The 23547-nt window shown below is 39.8% G+C and carries 20 protein-coding genes; 11 read left to right on the top strand and 9 right to left on the bottom strand.

Going from position 1 to position 23547, the window contains the following annotated elements:
* Window positions 1–79: 79 nt before the first annotated feature.
* The 3 genes from SB49_RS01185 to recR all read right to left on the bottom strand — a co-directional run bounded on the left by SB49_RS01185 (window position 80) and on the right by recR (window position 3347).
* The gene (locus SB49_RS01185; protein ID WP_062053081.1) at window positions 80–856 is read right to left on the bottom strand and encodes a 3'-5' exonuclease; all 777 of its coding nucleotides are present in this window, start codon (window positions 854–856) and stop codon (window positions 80–82) included.
* Between the two features lie 425 nt (window positions 857–1281).
* Window positions 1282–2631, bottom strand: a complete 1350-nt coding sequence (locus SB49_RS01180; protein ID WP_062053079.1) for a dihydrolipoamide acetyltransferase family protein — start codon at window positions 2629–2631, stop codon at window positions 1282–1284.
* Window positions 2632–2726: 95 nt separating this feature from the next.
* On the bottom strand, window positions 2727–3347 hold the full coding sequence (recR, locus tag SB49_RS01175) for a recombination mediator RecR (protein WP_062053077.1): 621 nt from the start codon (window positions 3345–3347) through the stop codon (window positions 2727–2729).
* A 66-nt stretch (window positions 3348–3413) separates the two neighbouring features.
* Here recR and SB49_RS01170 point away from each other — a divergent pair, with 66 nt between their 5' ends.
* Window positions 3414–4874: a sodium:solute symporter gene (locus tag SB49_RS01170; RefSeq protein WP_062053075.1), complete on the top strand. Its 1461-nt coding sequence runs from the start codon at window positions 3414–3416 to the stop codon at window positions 4872–4874.
* A 16-nt stretch (window positions 4875–4890) separates the two neighbouring features.
* Here the strand turns inward: SB49_RS01170 and SB49_RS01165 are convergent, their stop codons facing one another.
* Both SB49_RS01165 and SB49_RS01160 read right to left on the bottom strand, forming a co-directional pair.
* On the bottom strand, window positions 4891–5250 hold the full coding sequence (locus tag SB49_RS01165) for a CoA-binding protein (protein WP_062053073.1): 360 nt from the start codon (window positions 5248–5250) through the stop codon (window positions 4891–4893).
* Between the two features lie 213 nt (window positions 5251–5463).
* Window positions 5464–6471, bottom strand: a complete 1008-nt coding sequence (locus tag SB49_RS01160; RefSeq protein WP_062053071.1) for a 3-oxoacyl-ACP synthase III family protein — start codon at window positions 6469–6471, stop codon at window positions 5464–5466.
* Window positions 6472–6742: 271 nt separating this feature from the next.
* Here SB49_RS01160 and SB49_RS01155 point away from each other — a divergent pair, with 271 nt between their 5' ends.
* Window positions 6743–9190 (top strand): alpha/beta hydrolase family protein, encoded by a 2448-nt coding sequence (locus SB49_RS01155; protein ID WP_062053069.1) that lies wholly within the window; start codon window positions 6743–6745, stop codon window positions 9188–9190.
* Between the two features lie 31 nt (window positions 9191–9221).
* Here SB49_RS01155 and SB49_RS01150 read toward each other — a convergent pair whose 3' ends face one another.
* Window positions 9222–10529, bottom strand: a complete 1308-nt coding sequence (locus SB49_RS01150; RefSeq protein WP_062053067.1) for an ABC1 kinase family protein — start codon at window positions 10527–10529, stop codon at window positions 9222–9224.
* A gap of 66 nt (window positions 10530–10595) precedes the next feature.
* Window positions 10596–11255 (bottom strand): TetR family transcriptional regulator C-terminal domain-containing protein, encoded by a 660-nt coding sequence (locus SB49_RS01145; RefSeq protein WP_062053065.1) that lies wholly within the window; start codon window positions 11253–11255, stop codon window positions 10596–10598.
* A gap of 359 nt (window positions 11256–11614) precedes the next feature.
* On the opposite strand from SB49_RS01145, the gene htpG reads away from it, so the two are divergent.
* The 4 genes from htpG to SB49_RS01125 all read left to right on the top strand — a co-directional run bounded on the left by htpG (window position 11615) and on the right by SB49_RS01125 (window position 16545).
* Complete coding sequence (gene htpG, locus SB49_RS01140; RefSeq protein ID WP_062053063.1) at window positions 11615–13501, top strand: molecular chaperone HtpG; 1887 nt, start codon at window positions 11615–11617, stop codon at window positions 13499–13501.
* A gap of 73 nt (window positions 13502–13574) precedes the next feature.
* Window positions 13575–13934, top strand: a complete 360-nt coding sequence (locus tag SB49_RS01135) for a DoxX family protein (protein WP_062053061.1) — start codon at window positions 13575–13577, stop codon at window positions 13932–13934.
* A gap of 63 nt (window positions 13935–13997) precedes the next feature.
* On the top strand, window positions 13998–14630 hold the full coding sequence (locus tag SB49_RS01130) for an MOSC domain-containing protein (RefSeq protein WP_062053059.1): 633 nt from the start codon (window positions 13998–14000) through the stop codon (window positions 14628–14630).
* A 118-nt stretch (window positions 14631–14748) separates the two neighbouring features.
* Window positions 14749–16545, top strand: a complete 1797-nt coding sequence (locus tag SB49_RS01125) for a DUF885 domain-containing protein (protein ID WP_062053057.1) — start codon at window positions 14749–14751, stop codon at window positions 16543–16545.
* A 41-nt stretch (window positions 16546–16586) separates the two neighbouring features.
* Here SB49_RS01125 and SB49_RS01120 read toward each other — a convergent pair whose 3' ends face one another.
* On the bottom strand, window positions 16587–16967 hold the full coding sequence (locus SB49_RS01120; RefSeq protein WP_062053055.1) for a hypothetical protein: 381 nt from the start codon (window positions 16965–16967) through the stop codon (window positions 16587–16589).
* A 214-nt stretch (window positions 16968–17181) separates the two neighbouring features.
* On the opposite strand from SB49_RS01120, the gene SB49_RS01115 reads away from it, so the two are divergent.
* Entirely contained in the window at window positions 17182–18054 is an 873-nt protein-coding gene (locus SB49_RS01115) for an AraC family transcriptional regulator (protein WP_062058727.1), read from the top strand.
* Entirely contained in the window at window positions 18054–18653 is a 600-nt protein-coding gene (locus SB49_RS01110) for an alpha-ketoglutarate-dependent dioxygenase AlkB family protein (protein WP_062053054.1), read from the top strand. Before SB49_RS01115 ends, SB49_RS01110 begins: the two co-directional genes overlap by 1 nt.
* Window positions 18654–18725: 72 nt before the next feature.
* Here the strand turns inward: SB49_RS01110 and SB49_RS01105 are convergent, their stop codons facing one another.
* Entirely contained in the window at window positions 18726–19496 is a 771-nt protein-coding gene (locus SB49_RS01105) for a S1/P1 nuclease (RefSeq protein WP_062053052.1), read from the bottom strand.
* A gap of 203 nt (window positions 19497–19699) precedes the next feature.
* Between SB49_RS01105 and SB49_RS01100 the strand changes: the two genes are divergently transcribed.
* The 3 genes from SB49_RS01100 (at window position 19700) to SB49_RS16160 (ending at window position 23379) form a co-directional block, all read left to right on the top strand.
* Window positions 19700–21907 carry a transglycosylase domain-containing protein gene (locus tag SB49_RS01100; RefSeq protein WP_235537802.1) on the top strand — a complete coding sequence of 736 codons (2208 nt, stop codon included), beginning with the start codon at window positions 19700–19702 and terminating at the stop codon, window positions 21905–21907.
* 95 nt (window positions 21908–22002) lie between these two features.
* Window positions 22003–22863: an SPFH domain-containing protein gene (locus SB49_RS01095; protein ID WP_062053048.1), complete on the top strand. Its 861-nt coding sequence runs from the start codon at window positions 22003–22005 to the stop codon at window positions 22861–22863.
* 3 nt (window positions 22864–22866) lie between these two features.
* Window positions 22867–23379: a DUF6141 family protein gene (locus SB49_RS16160; RefSeq protein ID WP_062053046.1), complete on the top strand. Its 513-nt coding sequence runs from the start codon at window positions 22867–22869 to the stop codon at window positions 23377–23379.
* The last annotated feature ends 168 nt before the right edge of the window (window positions 23380–23547 follow it).

The following is a 23547-nucleotide window of genomic DNA, read 5'->3' as shown; positions in this document are numbered from 1 at the left end:
TTGATTCAATATTTGACACTACAGAATATCCTTTTGATATTTAAAATAGGATTCGCCAAAATAAGGACAAAGATTGTATTTACCCTAATTTATTATTGAGCTTACTCAGTTTTATTTGAGTGAGCACTTTTTTGGTATACAATGGAAAATCGGCATTCAATATCCAACCAAAATACCCTGGCTCTTTTTCCAAGACATCATGCACCTTTCTGCCCTTGTGCTTCCCAAAGGAGAAAATTTCTTCTCCGTCTTCATCCAATGCAATAAAACCGGCAAAATCTACAAATTGCCTGTGCGTGGAAAACTCTGCCAATTTTTTAATATTGTTATCCAATTCCGGATAGCGATCCAATTGGGACAACAGCACCTCATAAGTCGCATTGGTATCGGCTTCCGCACTATGGGCATCGGTCAGTTCCTTATCACAATAAAACTTATAGGCGGCTGCTAGGGTTCTTTTTTCCATTTTGTGGAAAATGGTCTGAACATCCACAGAAACAGTACTCTTCATGTCAAAATCGACCTCTGCCCGAAGCATTTCTTCCGCCAGCAACGGAATATCGAAGCGATCGGAATTAAAACCTCCAAGATCACAATCCTTGATCATGCTGTAAATTTCCTTGGACAGCTCCTTAAAAGTAGGCTCATTAGCCACCTTCTCATCGGAAATACCATGAACGGCAACCACTTCTGCAGGAATTGGCATTTCTGGGTTCACCAACCATGTCCTACTCTCCTTATTCCCGTTGGGATATACTTTTAAAATAGAAATCTCTACTATTCTGTCCTTTGCCACATTGATTCCTGTTGTTTCCAAATCGAAAAAACAGATGGGCCTTGTGAGGTTTAATTGCATCCTTATATATGATTTCTACAAAGATAGTTTTTAGAAATAGAGGATGAAAAGATTACTGTTTTAATTCGACCAATACCCGACTAACCCCTATTTGCATCAAAGACGAGAAACATTTTTATGGATTCGTTCTGGGAAAAAAGGGTTATTGGCAGTAGAACTATTGAAAAAAGGCGGAGCCATTTCTTCATCGGGAGAGGAGAAATCATTAAAGTAAAACTATTTTGTTTATCCGCTAAAGATAAGGTTTGACACAGTTTTAAACGAAGAAGACATGCGAAGTGCCCCCTAATATTTTGTTAAGTTATTCCAATAATCACTTCCAAGAAAGAATTATAGCTGTCCAATTCCTTCCTTTTAGAAATAGTATTGCAAACGAAAAATGCCCCAGTAACCTGGAGCATTTTACAATATATTAACAACAATTACTATACTTCCCTATTCACATCCCAGGCCTCCAAATAATCAGCCACGGCCTTAACGAACATTCCTCCCAAGGCTCCATTTACCACCCTGTGGTCATAACTATGGGAAAGATACATCTTGCTCCGGATACCTATTAAATCCCCTTCTGGAGTTTCAATAACAGAAGGAATCTTGCGAATTGCTCCCAATGCCATGATCCCTACCTGTGGTTGATTGATAATGGGTGTTCCAAAAACACTGCCAAAAGTACCCACATTGGTTACGGTGTATGTGCCTTCCTTGATCTCGTCTGGCTTTAGGGCATTGTTCCTGGCCCTATTGGCCAAATCATTTACCGCTTTCGCCATCCCAACCAAATTCAACTGGTCCGCATTTTTTATCACCGGAACAATAAGGTTTCCATCTGGCAAGGCAGCTGCCATTCCCAAATTGATGTTTTTCTTTTTAATAACATTGTCGCCATCCAAAGAAATATTCATCATTGGATACTTCTTCAATGCTGTGGCTATGGCTTCCATAAAGATAGGAGTAAACGTAAGTTTCTCTCCTTCCCTTTTCTCAAAAGTGTTCTTCACTTTATTTCTCCAGTTCACCACATTGGTAACGTCTACCTCCACAAAACTCTGCACATGGGCCGAAGTAGCAATACTCGCGGTCATATACTGGGCAATGAGTTTCCCCATACGGGACATTGGGATTACCTCATCACCACTGCCAACCTGAACTGGGGTGGCTTTTGGCTTCTCCTCGGCCATTTTAGCCGCAACTGTTTGTTCTTGTTTTGCTACTGCAGGCTGTGGATCTGAAACGGGGGCTTGTTTGCCCGAAGCCCTATTCTCCACATACTCCAAAATATCATTTTTTGTGACCCTATTATCCTTACCTGTACCATTTATGGTATCCAATTCGGCAACAGAAATACCCTCTTGCTTGGCTATATTTTTTACCAAAGGGGAATAAAATTTATCGGACTCGTCAAAAGCCATTGCGGGAGATGCCGTAGTTTCCTTTGCCCCTTCCATATTGTCTTCCAATTCTTCCACCACTTGTTGCGGTACTTCTTCCTCCTTGCTTGCTGCGGAGCCACCCTCATCATCATCTTGGCCGTCCCCGGCGATCTCTATGATGGCGACAGTCTGTCCCACCTTGATCACATCATCTATAGTAAACAATTTCTCCACCAAAACACCATCCACTTCACTAGGAACTTCGGAATCTACCTTATCAGTAGCTATCTCAAAAACGGCTTCATCCATTTCAATGGTATCACCAACTTCCTTTAACCATGAGGTCAGGGTTGCCTCTGCAACACTTTCGCCCATCTGCGGCAATTTTAATTCGAATCTTGACATATTGATACTTTGTATGCTTATTTGGTTTGATAATTTGCAAAAATACTAAAAAAAAGACCTTACAATTATATTAATCCCATTTTTTAGTTTGTTTCTTAGGACGATTTTAATGAATTCTCAAAAGGGATACGGTTAATAATACTTCGCCCCAAGGTGACCTCATCTGCATATTCCAATTCATCACCCACAGCGATACCTCGGGCAATAGTAGATGTTTTTACCTCTGTCCCTTCCAACTGTTTGTAAATATAAAAATTGGTTGTATCGCCTTCCATAGTGGAACTCAGCGCAAAGATCAATTCCTTTATGATTCCCTCTTTCACTTTGGTCATTAAAGATGAAATGGTCAGATTTTGTGGCCCTATGCCCTCCATTGGAGAGATCTTACCACCCAAAACATGATAGAGTCCTTTATATTGTCCTGTATTTTCTATCGCCATGACATCCCTGATGTCCTCCACCACACAGACCAGGCTCTCATCCCTTTTAGGATTGGCACAAATCTCGCACAAAGCTACATCGGAAATATTATGACAGTTGGAACAAAACTTAATATCGTTCCTTACACGTTGCAGGGCTGATGTGAGTCTTAACGTCTGCTCACTGGGCTGCTTTAAGATATGAAGCACAAGCCGCAATGCAGTCCGTTTACCAATGCCCGGCAATTGAGACATTTCATAAACTGCATTTTCCAATAATTTCGAAGAAAATTCCATAGGACAAAATTACGATTTTAGATTTATGTTTTATCTTTTTGTACTTTGCGATGCAAATTTATTTTTATGACCGCCACGCATATCCTGATCCTCATTGGGTGTTATTTTTTAGTGCTTTTATTCATCTCCTATCTTACCGGAAAAAATGATTCCAACAACGACTTCTTCAAAGCGGGCAAACAATCGCCTTGGTTCTTGGTGGCCTTTGGGATGGTCGGAGCCTCTTTATCTGGGGTTACTTTTATTTCGGTTCCAGGTTGGGTAGAAGCCTCCCAATTCAGCTACATGCAGGTGGTATTTGGGTATCTCGTAGGGTATTTTGTAATAGCCTATGTCCTCCTGCCCATCTATTATAAACTTAATGTTACTTCTATATATGAGTATTTGGGGCAACGTTTTGGACAGGTGAGTTATAAGACCGGCGCATTCTTTTTCTTTATATCCAGGGTACTTGGCTCGGCGTTCCGACTATTTTTGGTGGCCATTGTGTTGCAACAGTTTGTTTTTGATGAGCTTAGCGTGCCTTTTGAAATGACCGTGATCCTATCCATTCTATTGATCTGGATCTACACCTTTAGAGGTGGTATCAAGACCATTGTTTGGACAGATTCCTTACAGACCTTGTTTATGCTTGTTTCCGTGGGATTGTGCATCTATTTTATCAATCAGGAAATGGGGTGGACCTTTACTGAATTCTTGGCTTCGGATGAATTGAAACAGTACAATAAAATCTTATTTACCGATTCATTATTCAATAAGACCCACTTTGTAAAATCGTTCATTGGCGGAATGTTCATTACCATTTGTATGACGGGTCTTGATCAGGACATGATGCAAAAGAACCTCACCTGCAAATCCTTGAAGGACGCCCAGAAGAATATGATCTCCTTTACGGTGGTCCTTGTGGTCGTTAACTTTATCTTTTTGCTTCTAGGAGCCCTTCTTTTTATATACGCAGCCAAATTCAATATCGCCATTCCTTTGATGGACGGGTCACCTAAATCCGATTTACTGTTTCCCGAAATAGCACTCAACAACGGCTTGGGAATTACCGTGGCCGTCACTTTTATGCTAGGCCTTATTGCCGCCGCGTACAGTAGCGCCGACAGTGCCCTGACTGCCTTGACCACCTCCTTCTGTGTGGACTTTTTAAATATTGAGAAGCGTCCGGAAGCCATTCAAAAGAGCATCCGTAAGAAAACACATGTTGGAATGAGTATCCTATTGATCATTGTGATCATAATCTTCAAATATGTACTTGATAAAAATGTTATAGACGGCCTACTTACGGTTGCCACATACACTTATGGCCCACTCTTGGGTTTATTCGCATTTGGCATCTTTACCAAATACAAAATCATGGATCGGTATGTTTGGATAGTGGCCATTGCCTCTGTCCTGATCATTGTAGGAATCGCCAATATCCCGATGGAATATATTGGGGGTTATGCGGTGGGTTACGAATTACTGCCCATAAATGGCCTATTGACCTTTTTCGGGTTGTGGCTGATTCGAATCAAGGAATAATTGATTCAGGTATTAATTAATACTGACCAGTTCCCAATAGCACCAAGGTACAGGCCACTTCTACCTCTATTCCCTCTTTCTCTAAAAGATCGTATAATTCTGGGTTTTCCGTGCCCGGATTAAAAATTACCCTTTTTGGGGAAAGGGCCAAAATACCGTCATAGTAAGACTCCTGTCTTTCTGGTCCTATATACAGTGTCAACGTATGTATGTCATTGATATTTTTAAGGTCGGTCTTTACTGAAACTGAGTCGATTTGCCCTTCCTTAAGTCCAAAAGCTTCTGTTTCAATCTGATTGGCCAATAAGCGTTTTACAGCCACATGACTGTACCTATTGGGCTTTAATGATGCACCAAAAACAAGTGTTTTCTTCATATGTTAATATCAGTGTTAAATAATGTTAACGTTGCCTAATTTTTAATAAAATTTTCGTCCCTTGGGAGGGACTAATTCGAAATCAAGTCATTGATAAGGCTATATTTTTATAGTTAATGGTTAGTGTTTAGTATGGCTTATCAATGAAGAAACCCGGAGCATCTGCTTCGGGTTTTCTTTTTATTATCTCTCTGAAAACAGTCAATGGCATTCTTACCACTTAATAATGACACTGCCCCAGGTAAATCCGCTACCAAAAGCGGCAAGGACCACTACATCTCCCTCTTTTATCTTGCCTTGCTCCCAAGCCTCGGTCAAAGCAATAGGAATGGAAGCAGCAGTAGTATTCCCATATTTCATAATATTATTGAAAACCTGATCGTCTGATAATCCAAACTTCTTTTGAATAAACTGAGAAATACGAAGGTTTGCCTGGTGGGGCACCAACATATCAATATCCGTGGTTTTTAGGTTATTTTTTTCAAGCCCCTCATTGATTACCTCACTAAAACGGACCACTGCATTTTTAAATACGAACTGTCCGTTCATATATGGAAAATACGATTCATCATTAGGGTCATTATCTGCAATGATATCGTTGACCCAACGTTTTCCCATTCCTGGAGCTATTAAGGATAATTCCTCTGCATGTTGGCCTTCTGAATGTAGGTGGGTTGATAATATCCCCTTGGAAGTATCCTCTTCCCTACTGATGATGGCGGCTCCTGCCCCATCCCCAAAAATAACGGAAACTCCCCTTCCCCTAGTAGTCATATCCAAACCGTGGGAGTGCAGTTCGGAACCAATGACCAAAACATTCTTATACATCCCGGTTTTCACATATTGATCTGCCACGGATAGGGCATAGACAAATCCCGAACATTGGTTACGAACGTCCAATGCACCCACTGTCTTAATATTTAGGTCGCGCTGTACCAAAACTCCTGGACCAGGAAAATAGTAATCTGGACTTAGGGTGGCAAAAATGATAAAATCAATATCATCTTTATCTATTCCAGCCCGTTCAATGGCCACCTTAGCGGCTTTTACCCCCATAGAAGTGGTGGTATCCTCACCTTTGATAACATGTCTACGCTCTTGGATTCCCGTGCGTTCTTGAATCCAAGCATCATTGGTATCCATAAGCTTGGAAAGATCATCATTAGTCACCACATTTTCTGGTACATAGTACCCTAATCCTATAATTTTTGAATTGTACATTTTAAGGTTTGTTAGTTTTTTCGGTAATATGAAGCTTTTCTATATCCGTTTGTCAAGATAATAAAGATTGACGGTAATCCATATAAAAGATAAAAAATAAAGTCGGTTTAAATTTTCATTGTTCCGCATGGCTAATCGTGAATTTCAACCGCATTACCCTGTTTTAACGTTTTTACAACATTTAAAGGCTACGTATTTTAGTACATTGACGGATAATTACATGGTAGCACTTTCGCTGCTCACACTATTATACCAACTTAAAATTTAATACATGAAAAAATTCTTACCCTTACTTTTGATGTTCCTCGTTTTCTCCGGACATTCACAGGAAAGCCTAACGTACCAGAAACCTTCGGAGGAAATATTAAAATTAGTTGACGCCCCCTTGGCGCCAACCGTACTGATTACGGATAATGGCAAACATATGGTAATGCTCTACAGGGATGCATATAAGACCATCGAAGAACTTTCTGAAGACGAATTGAGACTGGCCGGACTCCGTATCAACCCAAAAACGAATATTGGAAGCCGCACCAATTACTACAATAATATAAAAATAAAGCCTACTTCTGCTTCTCAAGAAACGCAGGTGAGTGGACTGCCTGAAAACCCAAGGCTGGCAAATTTCAGCTGGTCTCCGGACCAATCCAAAATTGCGGTGACCAATACAACAAAAACCGGCGTTGAAATATGGATTTTGGATTTGGAAAAAGCTTCGGTTAAAAAAATCACCCAGGCCAATGTAAATGCCAACATGAGGGACGTTATCAACTGGTTCAAGGATGGAAATTCCATCTTGGTGAAAATGCTTCCGTCCGCTAGAAAACCATTGATCAATGTTAGTGAGGCCGTTCCCGTTGGACCTACCATTTCTTCAAATGACGGAAAAAAGGCACAGAATAGGACCTACCAGGATCTGTTGAAAAATCCGAATGACGAATTTAACTTTGAACAACTGGCCCTATCGGAATTGCACAAGGTAGACCTCAACGGAAATGCCTCCTTATGGAAAGGCCCTGATATGTACAGTTCTTTAAGTTTTTCCCCAGACGGTTCTTATATTATGGCTGAGACAATAGACCGACCCTTTTCTTATTTGGTTCCCTATTACAGATTCCCATCTACCACTACTATTTACAAGAACGATGGCAGCTTGGTACATGAAATACTAAAAGTGCCTTTGATCGAGGATCTTCCCCAGGGATTTATGGCAGAACGCACCGGAATGAGGGATATCAGCTGGAGAAATGACAAACCTGCCACCTTAATTTATGCCCAGGTATTGGATGGAGGAGATCCTGAAAACGAAGTGGCTTTTAGGGACGAGATATTTCAATTAGAAGCCCCTTTTAAAGGAGAAGGCAAAAGCCTACTGAAGACCATTAATAGGTTCAGAGGAGTACAGTGGGGCAATGATGGAATAGCTATTGCTTACGACCGTTGGTGGAATACAAGAAATACAAAGGCCTATGTTTTTGATCCCTCCAATGCCTCCAAAACGCCAATAATAATTTCAGACCGTAATTACCAAGACGTATACAACGATCCAGGGGAATTTGTGACCAGAAGGAATGAGTATGGGGTAAATGTGCTGGCCTTGGACAGTAAGAACAACGCATTTCTGATGGGTGACGGATTTTCAGAAAAAGGACAGTTCCCATTCGTGGATAAAATCAACTTGATTTCTCAAGCAAAATCCCGTCTTTACCAATCTACCCTAACGGACAAAAAAGAGACTTTAGTGGAATACCATCCGGAAAAGGACCAGCTCCTGGTGCGCATTGAATCTAAAAGCGAATATCCAAATTACTACTACAAAAACCTTATACGCAAAAAGGCGCCACAGCAGCTCACCTTTTTTGAAAACCCTTTCAAAAGTATACAAAATGTACACAAGGAGGTGGTTACCTATAAAAGAGAAGATGGCTTGGAATTAACGGGGACCTTGTACCTACCTGTTGGATATGACAAGACAAAAAAAGAAAAAATGCCAATGATTTTATGGGCCTATCCCAGAGAATATAAGGACAAGAACAGTGCCTCACAGAATACCCAAAACCCTAATGAATTTACCTACCCAAGTTGGGGATCTCCTATTTATTGGGTCACCAAAGGGTATGTAGTTTTGGATGATGCCGCCTTTCCTATCATTGGTGAGGGAGACGCACAACCAAACGACACGTTTAGGACCCAGTTGGTAGCCAATGCCAAGGCAGCCATAGATGCTGTTGATGACATGGGATATATAGACAGAACAAAAGTGGCCGTTGGCGGACACAGTTATGGTGCTTTTATGGTGGCCAACCTACTTTCCCATTCCGATCTATTTGCGGCAGGGATTGCCAGAAGTGGTGCCTACAATAGAACGCTGACCCCTTTTGGGTTCCAGAGCGAAGAACGGAACTATTGGGAAGCTCCAGAAGTGTATTACACCATGTCGCCCTTTATGCATGCCGATAAAATGAAAACCCCATTATTATTGACCCATGGGGAGGCAGACAATAATTCTGGGACGTACCCTATGCAGAGTGAACGTTATTTCAACGCCCTAAAAGGCCTGGGGGCAACCGTACGATTGGTAATGCTACCAAAGGAAAGTCATGGCTACAGGGCCAAAGAAAGCATCTTGCACCTACTTTGGGAACAGGACCAGTGGCTGGAAAAATATGTAAAACAAAAAGAAGAAATTATAGAAGCCCCTCTGATGGGAAAAGATTAAAAAAAAGCCCCGATTTAAATCGGGGCTTTTTTTATATGTATTGTCTGAAATTATTGACCACTACCTTGGCCTTGAGATCATGAAGTAAATTGTACAGCCCAAAAAAGGTTCTGTTTAGATACAGAAAATGTTTGGACCCACGGTTTCCGTTCATTTTTCTTATCTGGGGATCCTTGGAATATCGTTCGCTTAAATTGGCGATTTTAGTCCAGAATTCATCAGCCCCAAAATCAAAGTGCTCTTCATTAAAGGGTAATGTAAAAATGGTCAACAATTCCTTGAACAGTGCCTTAAAGAATTTCAATTCCTCTGGAGAATCGGACTCCGATAGGATTTCCAATTCGTAAAGCTTTTCCATAAAAATAGCGTCATTCTCTATATTTTCTTTTTTGGCAAGCTCAAAATAGGGGATATAAAATTCATTGGGCACCTCTTTGATACAGCCAAAATCTATAGCGATCAAGGTTGCCCTTTCACTGACCAAAAAATTACCGGGATGTGGGTCGGCATGTACCTTTCTCAAGCCATGGATTTGGAACATATAGAAATCCCAAAGGGCCTGTCCCAAGGTATTTCCCAAACCTTCATCGAAATCGGTTTTTGTAAACTCACTCAGGTGTTTGCCATGCATCCAATCCATAGTGAGTATCCGTTCACTTGAAAGTTCTTCATAATATTTTGGAAACTCCATATTGGGGATGTTGCCACAGGCTTCCGTAATTTCCCTACTTTGCTGCAGTTCCAATATGTAATTGGTCTCTTCTATTAATTTATTTTCAACTTCCTTGAAATATTTGTCAGAATCATTTCCTTTTAAATTGAACATTCTGATCGCTACTGGCTTCACTAATGCCAGATCACTACTGATACTTTCGGCCACGCCTGGATACTGAATTTTGACCGCTAATTTCTTACCGTCCTTTACCGCCTTATGGACCTGCCCAATGCTCGCGGCATTAATTGAATCTTTTTCAAATTCGTCGAAAATCTCCTCGGGGTATTTCCCCAAATATTTTTTAAACGTCTTTCTCACCAACGGTGCCGACAAGGGGGGTACTGAAAATTGAGATAGAGAGAATTTCTCCACATACGCACTGGGCAAAAGGCTTTTCTCCATACTCAACATTTGGGCGACCTTTAGGGCACTCCCCTTTAAGCTCTTTAAGCCATCGTATATATCGCCCGCATTATCTTCATTAAGCTCGTCCTTGGTCATTGATGGATCCACTAACTTTTTGCTGTAATACTTCATATAGTTTCCCCCGACTTTTACCCCAGTTTTAACCAATTTTCCAGCTCTTTCTATTTTTCCGGTAGGAATTCTATCCAATGTTTTCATGCAATATGTTTTAAAGGCCTTTTAAAGCCGAGGGGTTAGGAATACAACTTTGAATCTAAGGTGCAGTTATGAAAAGTTCTCTTTGTACAGAAATTTTCCAAAGTCCAAGATGTTTTCCAAAGGGGTGTTGTCAAAAACATCAAAAATGGTGGTTACCGACTTTTCAATGGCCAGGTCTGTTTTTTCGAATGCAGGAGAAGAATCATCCATCCAGAATTTCAAAAGAAAAAGGAATTGTAGCCAGGCCCCTTCAGAGAATAATTTAGGAGGATGTTGTGTTAGTTTGGAAGTCTTATTGGCATTCCCCTCTTCTATCAAATCCGTTGCGAACGATTTTATATGCTGTCGAAGGCCCTTTAATTGTTCCATGTTCTTAAGCATGTTCTTATTTTCATTCAATGTAAAAAGCACGTAACTTCTATTGAGGGTCAACAATTCAAAAAAGGTAAAGAAGAAAGTAAGCATTTTGTCCTTGTTGGAAAAAGAACCAAAATCTTCATTCTTATTTATCAAGGCTTCTGTATTCTTGTAGAAGGTTAACCAAATTGCCTTCTGCAAGCCTTCCACAGATCCGAAAAATTTATAAAATTCTTCTTCCTTTATTTTATTGTCCTTACAGAATTTGTAGATGGACTTGGGCACTACTTCATGCTCAAGAACATAATCCATATAAGCACCTATAATGGCATCTTCTGTTATTTTCTTAGTATTCGCTTTTGCTGGCATAAGGATGTTATTTTGTTTATACAAAAATACTATTATTTAAACAGAAATGTGTTAAACATATATGAAATGATACACATGCACAAAAAAAGCGTGTTCGAGTGAACACGCTTTTTAAACAACCTAACCAATAAATAAACAAACTTGTTACAGAAATAATTCTTTTTCATAGCATTTTTTCCCTGTAACACTTCAAAGATAATACTTGTTTACTTATTTACAATAATAATTAAACAAAATAATTTGTTAATGTTTTTGAATGGCCATATTCACCCTTCGCTATGTGTCAGTTTGTCACTAATACACAGTATGGTATTTTTTTTGACATAGGTTCTACATAAAATTTAAAACTATTTCAAAATATGGCTACAGGTAAGATTAATGTGTCCGTTGAAAACATATTTCCGTTGATTAAGAAATTCTTATACAGCGATCACGAAATATTTTTACGGGAATTGGTGTCAAATGCCACAGATGCAACTTTAAAGTTAAAGCACCTTACAACGATAGGTGAGACGAAAGTGGAATATGGCAACCCAATCATTGAAATCAAAATTGATAAAGAAGGGAAAAAGCTCCATATTATCGATCAAGGTTTGGGAATGACCGAAGAAGAGGTCCAGAAATATATCAATGAGGTAGCCTTTTCAGGCGCCGAGGAATTTTTGGACAAGTACAAGGATTCTGCAAAGGATTCTGGAATCATTGGTCATTTCGGTCTAGGTTTTTACTCAGCCTTTATGGTGGCAGAAAAAGTAGAGATCATCACCAAGAGCTATAAAGATGAGCCAGCGGCCCATTGGACCTGTGACGGTTCTCCTAACTTTATCCTAGAACCAAGTGATAAAACTGAGCGCGGAACGGAAATTATCCTTCATATTGCAGAGGACTCTACAGAGTTCTTGGAAAAGAACAGGATCTCTGAGCTTTTGAGCAAATACAACAAGTTTATGCCGGTTCCGATTAAGTTTGGAACCAAAACAGAAACCCTTCCCAAACCAGAAGGTGCAAAAGAAGAAGACAAGGCTCCTACCCAAGAGGTGGACAACATCATCAACAATCCAAATCCAGCCTGGACCAAAATGCCGGCCGATTTAAAAGATGAGGATTACAAAGGGTTTTATAGGGAACTATATCCAATGCAATTTGAAGAGCCCCTTTTCCACATACATTTGAATGTAGATTATCCTTTTAACCTTACGGGTATTCTATACTTCCCTAAATTGACAAACGACCTCAACGTTCAAAAAGATCGTATTCAGTTATACCAAAACCAGGTATTTGTTACGGATAATGTAGAAGGTATCGTCCCAGAATTCCTTACCATGTTGAGAGGAGTTATCGATTCACCGGATATTCCTTTGAACGTTTCCCGCTCTTACTTGCAGGCAGATGGTGCAGTTAAGAAGATAGCGTCATACATCACTAGAAAAGTGGCGGATAAGCTATCCTCCCTGTTCAAGAACAATAGAGAGGATTTTGAGGCCAAATGGAACGATATCAAGATCGTGATTGAGTACGGGATGCTATCAGAAGATAAATTCTTCGAAAAGGCAGACAAATTTGCGCTCTATCCAACTGTGGATGGCAAATTCTTTACTTTCGAAGAGTTACAAGAAAAAATAAAGGACAACCATACCGATAAGGATGGTAAATTGGTAATCCTTTATGCATCCAACAAAGAAGCACAACACAGTTATATAGAAACTGCCAAAGCCAGAGGTTTTGAGGTCTTATTGTTAGATTCTCCAATTGTATCGCACTTGATGCAGAAATTAGAGACTTCCAAAGAAAATGTATCCTTTGCAAGGGTTGATGCCGATCATTTGGACAACTTGATTAAAAAAGAGGATACACAAATCTCCAAATTATCCGAGGAGGAAAAAGAGCAATTAAAGACTGTATTGGAAGAGGTCATCCAAAATAAAAGCTATACCGTTCAATTGGAGGCAATGGATAGTGCTGCGGCACCATTCATTATTACTGAACCAGAGTTTTTAAGAAGGATGAAAGAAATGCAACAGACCGGTGGAGGCGGAATGTTTGGAATGAGCAATATGCCAGAAATGTACAATCTGATTGTAAACACCAATTCCGATCTTGTAAATGAGATCCTAAATACAAAAACGGCAAAGAAGAAAGAGCGATTGATCAATCAATCCCTGGATCTGGCTCGTTTGTCCAAAGGATTGCTTAAAGGTGAGGAACTTACCAACTTTATCAAAAGGAGTTACGAAATCATCAAGTAAGCAGCTTTTAATGGTATAGAAAAAAAGGGACTACTTTGAAAAGTAGTCCCTTTTTTATTGTTATATTCATCCCATGATTTACCCATGGCATCTGTATCTAATGGCCGCGATGTATTTTTTTGCGGGCATCATGCATTTTATAAAACCAAAGGCTTATTTAAGAATAATGCCCAGATATCTTCCACACCATAAATTATTGGTGTACTTGAGTGGAATTGCTGAGATTATATTGGCAATAGGACTCTGTTTTGAAGAAACAAAAGATCTTTCCATCTTTGGAATTGTAGCTATGCTTGCCGTATTCTTACTGGTCCATTTTTACATGCTATCTGGAAAAAAAGCCGGTGCAGGTATCCCTGTATGGGTCTTGGTATTTCGTATTCCACTGCAATTTGTATTAATGTTTTGGGCTTTATGGTATCTGCAGTTTTAGTAACTTTAAGGTACAGTTTAAAAAACACGTATTCCTAACAAAGAGAATCAATACTAATTTCCAATGAAAGTAATTGCGACCAATATAAGTAAGGGCACCATTATTACATGGCATGGAAAGGAAGAAAAAACAGGGATTTTCAAAACGCCGTCAGCAGAACCTATTTTTCTAGGGAAAACTGATGTAGGAAATGATACAGTTGTGGATAGAAAGCACCATGGCGGCACGGATAAGGCCTGTTACCTTTTTTCTGTCGAAGAATATGCATATTGGAAACAATTATACCCTACCCTGGACTGGGATTGGGGGATGTTTGGTGAAAACCTGACTGTTGAAGGATTGGAGGAATCCCAATTACGCATTGGTGATATTTATAGGATTGGTAGCGCATTGGTCCAGGTTTCCCAACCGAGAGAACCTTGCTATAAACTCGGTATTCGATTCAAAACCCAGAACATTATAAAACAATTTATTGATAGATCCCATCCTGGAACCTATGTAAGAGTTCTGGAGGAGGGCTTGGTTTCTAAAGGGGACAGCATGGTCTTGGTAAAACAATCTGAAAACAGCTTAACCACCCAACAGTTTTACGACCTTTTGTTCGCCAAAGTAAAATCCCGTGAGCTGCTACAACTTGCCATAAACAACCCGGCTTTACCCTTAAAAAAGAGAGAAAGTTTAGAAAAGCACTTATAACTAAAGCCAATATTTGGGCATAGTACCGTTACCCAGTAGGGCAACCCTATTTTACGCTTAAATTTTATTGAAATTACCATAATTTTATAAAAGAATCCATCTGTAAATAAAAAGTACCATGAAGAAATATCTTATCCTAATCTTTGGGATCCTTGCATTGACCGCCTGTAAAAACAAACCAGAACCATTAAAAGAAGATGCTATGGCCAAAAACGAGGCTTTTGGAACTTTATTGAACAACTATCACGAAGATGGATTAAAATTATATCCCCTTAAAGCCACCTCGGAGGGTGACAATAGATACAATGATATTTTCCTGAACAACCTGACGGAGGATTATAAGGCAATGGAAAAAGCATATTACCAAAAATATAAGGATGCATTGGGCACTATTCAGGACACAGCGCTTTCCGATAGTGAAAAAATGAGCAAGGCTATCTTGGAATGGGAATGTAACAGGAATTTAGAACGTATGGAGTTTAGGGAAGACCTAACTCCCATCAATCAAATGTGGACCGTACAATTGACCATGGGCCAATATGCCGGAGGTACAAGTGCACAGCCATTCAAGACAGTAAAAGATTACGAGAATTGGCTAAAGAGACTGGATAGTTATGTCGTTTGGATGGCCACTGCTGAAGAGCGTATGAGAGAAGGGATAGAAAAAGGGTATGTGCTTCCTAAATCCTTGATCCAAAAGGTGGTGCCACAATTGGAAACATTAACAACCAAAGACCTTGATCAACATTTATTTTTCGCACCGGTAAAGAAATTCCCGGACGATTTCAATGATGTGGACAAAAAGAGACTTACGGATGCGTATACCGTGATGATAAAAGAGAAGATTATTCCCGCCTATCAAAAACTATATGATTTTATGGGTACGGAATATCTTGCCGCTGGCCGTACGACTAGTGGAATCGAAGCTACACCAGATGGAAAGGCCTATTATGATTATTCCATAAAGCTGTATACAACAACAGATATGACGGCCGAAGAAATCCACCAAATAGGGTTGGATGAAGTAGAACGCATTTCTATGGAAATGGAGAAAGTAAAACAGCAAGTTGGTTTTGACGGTACTCTTAAGGCTTTCTTTGATTATGTCAGAAATAAGAAAGAATTGATGCCTTTTACTGACCCACAGCAGGTCATAGATAATTTTAAAGCCATTCATGAGAAAATGAAGCCACAAGTGGATCAGCTATTTGAACATCAACCTAAAACTCCATTTGAGATCCGCCGTACCGAAGCATTTAGAGAGGCTTCTGCCAGTGCCGAATACAATCCTGGATCTTTGGACGGCACTAGACCAGGAGTATTCTATGTCCCCATCCCAGATGTAACGAAATATAATATGTACTCTGATGAAGATTTATTCTTGCACGAGGCCATTCCTGGACACCACTTTCAAATTTCCCTGACACAGGAGAACGAGGATTTGCCTAAATTCAGAAAAACCCTTTGGTACAGTGCTTATGGTGAAGGGTGGGCCTTGTATACAGAGTCTTTGGGCAAAGAATTGGGACTATACCAAGATCCCTACCAGTATTTTGGAATGCTAGGGGCAGAAATGCATAGGGCAGTGAGGCTGGTCGTGGACACTGGACTTCATGCCAAAGATTGGACTAGGGAACAGGCCATTAAATACTCATTGGATAATGAAGCAGAATCTGAAGAAGCAATTACGTCAGAAATAGAACGCTATATGGCCAATCCAGGTCAGGCGCTTTCCTATAAGATAGGGCAACTTAAAATATTGGAACTACGCGCAAGAGCAGAAAGGGAAATGGGAAAAGATTTTAATATTAAAGAATTCCACAACCAAGTTTTGGAAACAGGATGTGTTCCTTTGGCCCTATTGGAAGAAAAAATTAATGGGTGGATATCATCCAATAAAAAAGGGGCTAACTAGCCCCTTTTTTTTGGAATAAAATTAACTGACTCTAAACTAAACTATTTTACAAGAACATTCTCGTAATACGTCTTATTACCTTCCTTAAGGATTACCTTGTAAAGACCTGCATCTGCTTGTTCAAAATTAAATGCTTTTTCTACAATTACTGACTCGTTGAAGGTAGTTGTATAAATTACATTCCCTGAATCATCTTGAACCCTTACCTCTACTTTTTTACCGTCAAGGTTCAAGTGGTTCATATATACCATTTTTCCTTTTGTACGGAAAGTTGGTTTAATGATTTCATTTGCATCCAGATTAAGAACTAAAGGTTTTACCTCATTATTTTCATCTGAACCCGTTTTAACTTCTTTGGCCGTACTTACTACTGTAGTTAACATAAAGGCCAATACTGCTGTAATATTCAATGCTTTTTTCATAATTTCTTAGATTTTAAGATTACTAATTCATCTATACCACAAATTTACGGCCATACACTTCCCCCCACTACACCTCATTTCTCCTATTTATGTGCTATTTTACCCCTTTAACACAAGCATAACATAGTAATTGTTAATCCAGCACATATTTTAGGTAATTTTGTTTTGAATTGAGATGAATACCTTATCTAAATTTACAATGAAAGTGAATTCTATGATGAAACAGAAACCTGCATTCGAAGCCATCGAACCTGATTTTGGGCATTCTTTTACCTATCAGAAATTTGATGCCAATCTTTCCAATAAAAACCATATCTGGCATTATCATCCTGAAATAGAACTGGTATATGTCAATGGGGGTAGTGGAAAGCGCCAAATTGGAAGCCACGTATCCTATTATACCGATGGAGACCTTATATTGATCGGTTCCAATCTTCCGCACTGCGGCTTTACGGATAAACTCACTGGCAATACCAGTGAAACTGTGGTTCAAATGAAAATTGATTTCTTGGGGACCGATTTTTTTGGTATTCCTGAGATGAAAAAAATCCAAAAACTTTTTGAAATGGCCAAGGGTGGCATTGCCTTTAGTGGGAATACAAAACGTAAGATTGGGGAAAAAATGGAAATTCTGGAATACCAGACCGATTTCCAGCGCTTGCTTTCCATTTTAAATATCTTAAATGAATTAGGGAATTCGCAAGATTTTAAGGTTTTGAATGCCGCAGGGTTTTCTTTGGAAACGGAGGTAAAGGACAATGACAGGATCAATGTTATCTTCAATCACGTTAAAACTAATTTTAAAGAGGAGATTACTTTGGAAGAAGTGGCGGATTTAGCAAGTATGACTGTGCCTTCCTTTTGCCGATATTTTAAGAAGATCACCAATAAAACGTTTACACAGTTTGTCAATGAGTATCGATTGGTACATGCCTCCAAATTATTGGCAGAAAAACCAATTAGCATTACAGACGTATGTTTTGAAAGCGGATTTAACAACTTTTCCCATTTCAATAAACTATTCAAGGCCTTCACAGGACAAAATCCATCAGAGTATCGCAACCAATTAAAAGCCGTATTACAATAATGCAAAATTTGTTTACTGAGCCTCAAAAATTGGTGCTTCCTGATGCGGATATCACCTATTATCCAAACTTTTTAGATCCCATGGAAGCGGACACCTATTTTGAGGTGTTCAAAAATACCGTCCCCTGGCAACAGGACAAAATTAAAATATTTGGCAAGACCCATGCCCAGCCTAGGCTCACTGCACTATATGGCAATAACAGCAAACCCTATTCCTATTCGAACATCACCATGCAACCTCATGATTTCACCGTGGAATTATTGGACATCAAAGAGAGGATTGAAGTTCTTTCAAAAAATAGTTTTACCACCTGCCTTTTAAATCTTTACCGGGATGGCAAGGATAGCAATGGTTGGCACGCAGATAACGAAAAGGAATTGGGAGAAAATCCGGTTATAGCATCCATAACACTAGGCCAAGAACGCTATTTCCATTTAAAGCACAGACAACACAAGGAATTAAAGCATAAATTGTTACTGGAGCATGGCAGCCTACTGTTGATGAAGGGTACCACACAACACCACTGGTTGCATCAAATACCCAAAACGGCCAAACCTGTCTCAGAACGCATCAACCTTACCTATAGGGTGATCATTTGAGAAACATTAAGTTAATTCTCAGAAAAATTATCAAGACATGCCTGTAACCCTATTACCTAGTGTTGGACTTTATTAAAAAAGATCGTTCAATACTTTGGCCAAACGAAGTCCGCCCTTTTGAAGTTGCTTACGGACGGTGTTGGTATATTTATAACTGTATTCATATCCCAACTTCTCACCTACCTCAACTGAATCATAAACTTCTTTTGCCAAATCTTGGGATTCTTCTACCCAATCATAAACATCTCCTTCTTGGATAGCCTTGCGTTCATTTTTGGAAAGTGTTGGCAGGTTACCTGCCAGTTCGGTATAGCTCATCCCAAATTCATCGATCAAATTGCTATCCCAAACCCTGTGCAGGTTGGTCCCTTTCCCAAACCATTGTAATTGAATATTGTTACCTCCTCTATCCTCTTCCCGTCCAACATGTAGTGGCTGGTGGAGATCACCTATGAAATGCACCAACATTTTTAGGTGAAAGGCCCTATCTTCATCGGAGCTGTTCTCGTCCTTAACAATGGCAATACAGGTTTCTATACCCTTGACCAAATCCCCATAGGTACTTGGCTCCACCTCACCGTATCTTTTGTCCATTGGAAAATTTACATAGTGCCATGGGCCATACTTTGAATAACTACGATCCGATTTAATATCATCCGCATAATTGGAAACCAGTGCTAAACTTTCTCCTTTTAAGATCTCCCTTATAGCTCTCCTTGCCTTCCCGCTAAGATGTTGCGAAGCAACTTCACCTACGGTTCTATGTCCTGTTTTACCCCAGAAGAGGTCATTGCCAAAAGAGAATTGGACTACCAAGAATACCAAAAAAGTGAGTTTTTTCATGCTTTGTTTTGTTATCGAATTAAGAAAATATGCAATAGTAGCACATCTATGTACGATGACGCTATACCTTTGGACAAAAATAAAGAATCATACATTAAGGTATTGTTAATGGTCTAAGGATTTTGCTTTTTTTGCGCCATCTTGCGACATAAAAATTTAAAACATTGATTTCCAAACCAATAAAAAATAAGGTACTGAAAATAGTGATTCGAATTACAGTGGCACTGGCACTGGTATTCATATTGTTCCTTCTAAGCATCTATATAGGAGCATGGGGAAAAGTTCCAACCAAAAAAGACCTTTCAGAATTTAATTACCAAAGGGCTTCAGAGGTGTATACGGCCGATAGTGTGCTCATTGGAAAATATTACTTGTTTGATCGGCAACCGATTACGTACAATGACCTGCCCCAACACCTAATAGATGCCTTGGTAGCCATTGAGGATGAACGTTTCTATGGGCACCATGGAATTGACTATCCCAGTTTGTTGAGGGTTATATTCAAGACCATTCTATTACAAGACCAATCGGCAGGAGGAGGGAGCACCCTTACCCAACAACTTGCCAAGAACCTATATCCAAGAGTCCCAAACGGCAAACTACGTTTGGCTGTAGACAAAGTAAAGGAGATGATGGTAGCCTCTAGGCTGGAAGATCTTTACACTAAGGAGGAATTGATTACCCTTTATCTAAATACCGTTTCCTTTGGAGATAATACCTTTGGAATTGAAAGTGCCTCCCTAAAATTTTTCAATAAGAAAGCCAAAGACCTAAAGGTAGAAGAGGCTGCCACCCTGGTAGGGATGCTCAAAGCAACTTACGGGTACAACCCAAGGGTGTTTCCGGAAAACAGCTTCAATAGACGCAACTTGGTATTACAGGCCATGGCCAACAACTCCTATCTGACCAAAACACAAAAAGATTCTCTTTCTGGGCTTCCCACAAGGTTAGATTATAGGGATTTTGACCACAATGATGGGATAGCGCCCTATTTCAGGGAGGAGGTCAGGAAACAGCTCCTGCAATGGGTAAAAGAACAAAACTCCAACGGGGCAGAATACAATATTTACACCTCCGGCTTGAAAATTTACACCACCTTGGATTATAAAATGCAGGTGTTGGCAGAAGAAGCTATGACAGAGCACATGAAGGCATTACAACAGAGCTTTGAAAAAAGTTATGGCTCCAATGCGCCATGGCTAAAAGACACCAAACTGATCCAGAAAAAAATTCAAAATTCCCCTGTCTATAAAAGTTTAGAACGGAATGGGCTAAGTAAAGAACAAATCTTGGATAGCCTTAATAAGAAACATACACTGACACTGATGGACTGGGAAGGAGAAAAGACCCTCCAAGCGAGTAGCATTGACAGTATTCAACATTATATGAAATTCCTTAATACCGGATCCTTGTCCATAGACCCCACTACGGGAGCTGTAAAGACTTGGATCGGCGGTGTGAATTTCAAATATTTTAAGTACGACCATATTTCCCAAAGCAAAAGACAGGTAGGTTCTACTTTTAAGCCCATCGTATATACGGCTGCCATAGAAAAAGGCATTGCCCCTTGTACCTATTTTTCCGCCCAGGAGGTTGCCTATGATAATTTGGAAGGTTGGTCTCCCAGCAATTCCGGAAAGGAAGATGAGACCTATCTAAACTATTCCATGGAACAGGCCTTGAGTAATTCCATAAATACGGTGGCCGTTAAAGTGTTGGAAGAAACCGGCATCCCAAATGTTATCGGGCAAGCCAAAAAGATGGGAATAACAAGTAATCTACCCCACCTTCCTTCACTTGCACTGGGTACCGCAGAAATAAAAATAAACGAACTAATTGGGGCCTATGCCAGTTATGTGAACGCTGGTAAATCCGTAACCCCATTTGCCATCACACATATTGCCAATACCAAAGACTCTATTTTGGCAAACTTTCAACCCGTCATCGCAAAACAACCTGCCTTCTCAAAAGAAACGGGCATGCTACTTTTGGAAATGATGAAAGCAACGGTTGATAAAGGAACTGCAGCCAGAATTAGATCAAAATACAACCTAACCAATGCCATTGCAGGTAAGACAGGTACCACCCAAAACAATAAGGATGCCTGGTTTGTTGGCATAACCCCTAAGCTCGTAAGTATTACGTGGGTAGGATTGGACACCTATGAAATAGGCTTTAAAAGCACCAGTTTAGGTCAGGGAGCCAATGCGGCATTACCAATTTTCGCCCTATGGTTGCAGAAATTGAACAAGGAAAAACAATTTAATGGTATCACCCAGGCTCGTTTCGAAAACCCGAGCCCAACAGTATTGGATCAATTGGATTGTGAACCTATTAAAAGGGATGGGTTTTTTAAACGCCTGTTCAAAAACCCCAATAAAACAAAAAAGTTTAAGAACAACAGCAATTAATAATAACACGCTTAAATTCAGTATTTTAATTTTGATATTTGCTTTTTTATTATATCTTTATGATATCATAATAATATCAATTTAAATTTACTTGCATGACTAACGAAAAAAATCTAGTTCCGTTCAATGGCTATATCATGCTATTGCTGTTTTTTATTATTGCTATTGGAAGCACCATTTTACTGATCACTAATGAGTCCCTCATTTATGGTATCGGTATTCTCCTTGCCCTTTTCATGCTGCCAGGTTTTGTGTTAGTGAACCCCAACAACTCAAGGGTTTTGCTATTGTTTGGAAAGTATGTGGGAACCATTAAGAAAAATGGGCTATTCTGGGTCATCCCATTTTATTCAAAAAAGGCAATTTCATTGAGAGCAAGTAATTTTGATAGTGAAAGGCTCAAGGTCAACGACAAATTGGGCAACCCGATCATGATCAGCACTATTTTGGTTTGGCGGGTCACTGATACCTATAAGGCTGCCTTTGATGTGGACGATTACAAAAATTTTGTTCGTGTACAAACCGATGCTGCCGTTCGCAAATTAGCCAGCATGTACCCCTACGATAATTTTGCCGATGAGGGTCATAAGGAAGATATTACGCTACGTTCCAGTGTAAATGAAGTGAGTGAAGACTTGGAGAAGGAAGTACAGGAAAGACTCTCCATGGCGGGTATTGAAGTTTTAGAAGCAAGAATAGGATATTTGGCCTATGCGCAGGAAATAGCCAATGCCATGCTTAAAAGACAACAGGCAACGGCCATTGTGGCGGCAAGGCACAAAATTGTGGAGGGTGCCGTTAGTATGGTGGAAATGGCCTTGTCAGAATTGAGCAAAAAACAAGTGGTAGATCTGGATGATGAACGTAAAGCGGCCATGGTCAGTAACCTAATGGTGGTATTATGTTCAGACAAGGATGCCTCACCCATTGTAAATGCAGGAACCTTAAACCATTAATTCATGAGGGTTTTTCAAGAGACACAAAAATTTAATCAATGGCCCATGCGACTCGCATCTTTGGGCCTATTGGCATTCCTATTATATTCTTTGTACCAATGGTTTGTAGCAAAAACTGCAGTGGGCAATGTCTTACCCGAGGATACTGCTGGGCAATTGATAGTCATCGTGGTTCTTGCACTTACCCTTTTGTTGTTCTACCAACTTCAATTAAAAACGGAGATCGATGAAAGGGGCATACACTATAGATTCCTTCCCTTTCACTTCAAAAATAAAACCATCCCCTGGGAAGCTATAAAAGAGTGTTATGTTAGAACCTATAGCCCGCTTATGGAATATGGGGGCTGGGGCTACAGGATAACTATTAAAAATGGAAAGGCATTTAATGTTTCCGGCGATAGGGGCATACAGCTTGTTTTAAAATCCGGAAAAAAAATATTGATTGGGACACAAAAGGAATCTGAGGCAACTATGATTATTGATCGTTATCTAAAAAAGAAAAATGAACGAATATAAAATCCTTACACAAAAATGAAAGGACTTTGGTAACCCAGATCAAGAATTTGAGGACGAACTAAATCAACTGGCAAGAGGGCTGTGACGTGGTCAGTGTCTGCCCCATGTTCCGCTCCACCCTGATGAAAGCATATTAAGAAATGGATAAACAGAGATAAACATGTATGT

This window comes from Sediminicola sp. YIK13, from assembly GCF_001430825.1.
Lineage (GTDB): Bacteria > Bacteroidota > Bacteroidia > Flavobacteriales > Flavobacteriaceae > Sediminicola.
Note: the sequence above shows the minus strand (reverse complement) of the source record. Positions and strands in the feature narration are given on the sequence as shown.

What these genes read in the sequence shown, in the direction of transcription:
- SB49_RS01185 (WP_062053081.1), bottom strand. Translation starts at nt 856, where the DNA reads ATGCAATTAAACCTCACAAGGCCCATCTGTTTTTTCGATTTGGAAACA.
- SB49_RS01180 (WP_062053079.1), bottom strand. Translation starts at nt 2,631, where the DNA reads ATGTCAAGATTCGAATTAAAATTGCCGCAGATGGGCGAAAGTGTTGCA.
- recR (WP_062053077.1), bottom strand. Translation starts at nt 3,347, where the DNA reads ATGGAATTTTCTTCGAAATTATTGGAAAATGCAGTTTATGAAATGTCT.
- SB49_RS01170 (WP_062053075.1), top strand. Translation starts at nt 3,414, where the DNA reads ATGACCGCCACGCATATCCTGATCCTCATTGGGTGTTATTTTTTAGTG.
- SB49_RS01165 (WP_062053073.1), bottom strand. Translation starts at nt 5,250, where the DNA reads ATGAAGAAAACACTTGTTTTTGGTGCATCATTAAAGCCCAATAGGTAC.
- SB49_RS01160 (WP_062053071.1), bottom strand. Translation starts at nt 6,471, where the DNA reads ATGTACAATTCAAAAATTATAGGATTAGGGTACTATGTACCAGAAAAT.
- SB49_RS01155 (WP_062053069.1), top strand. Translation starts at nt 6,743, where the DNA reads ATGAAAAAATTCTTACCCTTACTTTTGATGTTCCTCGTTTTCTCCGGA.
- SB49_RS01150 (WP_062053067.1), bottom strand. Translation starts at nt 10,529, where the DNA reads ATGAAAACATTGGATAGAATTCCTACCGGAAAAATAGAAAGAGCTGGA.
- SB49_RS01145 (WP_062053065.1), bottom strand. Translation starts at nt 11,255, where the DNA reads ATGCCAGCAAAAGCGAATACTAAGAAAATAACAGAAGATGCCATTATA.
- htpG (WP_062053063.1), top strand. Translation starts at nt 11,615, where the DNA reads ATGGCTACAGGTAAGATTAATGTGTCCGTTGAAAACATATTTCCGTTG.
- SB49_RS01135 (WP_062053061.1), top strand. Translation starts at nt 13,575, where the DNA reads ATGATTTACCCATGGCATCTGTATCTAATGGCCGCGATGTATTTTTTT.
- SB49_RS01130 (WP_062053059.1), top strand. Translation starts at nt 13,998, where the DNA reads ATGAAAGTAATTGCGACCAATATAAGTAAGGGCACCATTATTACATGG.
- SB49_RS01125 (WP_062053057.1), top strand. Translation starts at nt 14,749, where the DNA reads ATGAAGAAATATCTTATCCTAATCTTTGGGATCCTTGCATTGACCGCC.
- SB49_RS01120 (WP_062053055.1), bottom strand. Translation starts at nt 16,967, where the DNA reads ATGAAAAAAGCATTGAATATTACAGCAGTATTGGCCTTTATGTTAACT.
- SB49_RS01115 (WP_062058727.1), top strand. Translation starts at nt 17,182, where the DNA reads ATGATGAAACAGAAACCTGCATTCGAAGCCATCGAACCTGATTTTGGG.
- SB49_RS01110 (WP_062053054.1), top strand. Translation starts at nt 18,054, where the DNA reads ATGCAAAATTTGTTTACTGAGCCTCAAAAATTGGTGCTTCCTGATGCG.
- SB49_RS01105 (WP_062053052.1), bottom strand. Translation starts at nt 19,496, where the DNA reads ATGAAAAAACTCACTTTTTTGGTATTCTTGGTAGTCCAATTCTCTTTT.
- SB49_RS01095 (WP_062053048.1), top strand. Translation starts at nt 22,003, where the DNA reads ATGACTAACGAAAAAAATCTAGTTCCGTTCAATGGCTATATCATGCTA.
- SB49_RS16160 (WP_062053046.1), top strand. Translation starts at nt 22,867, where the DNA reads ATGAGGGTTTTTCAAGAGACACAAAAATTTAATCAATGGCCCATGCGA.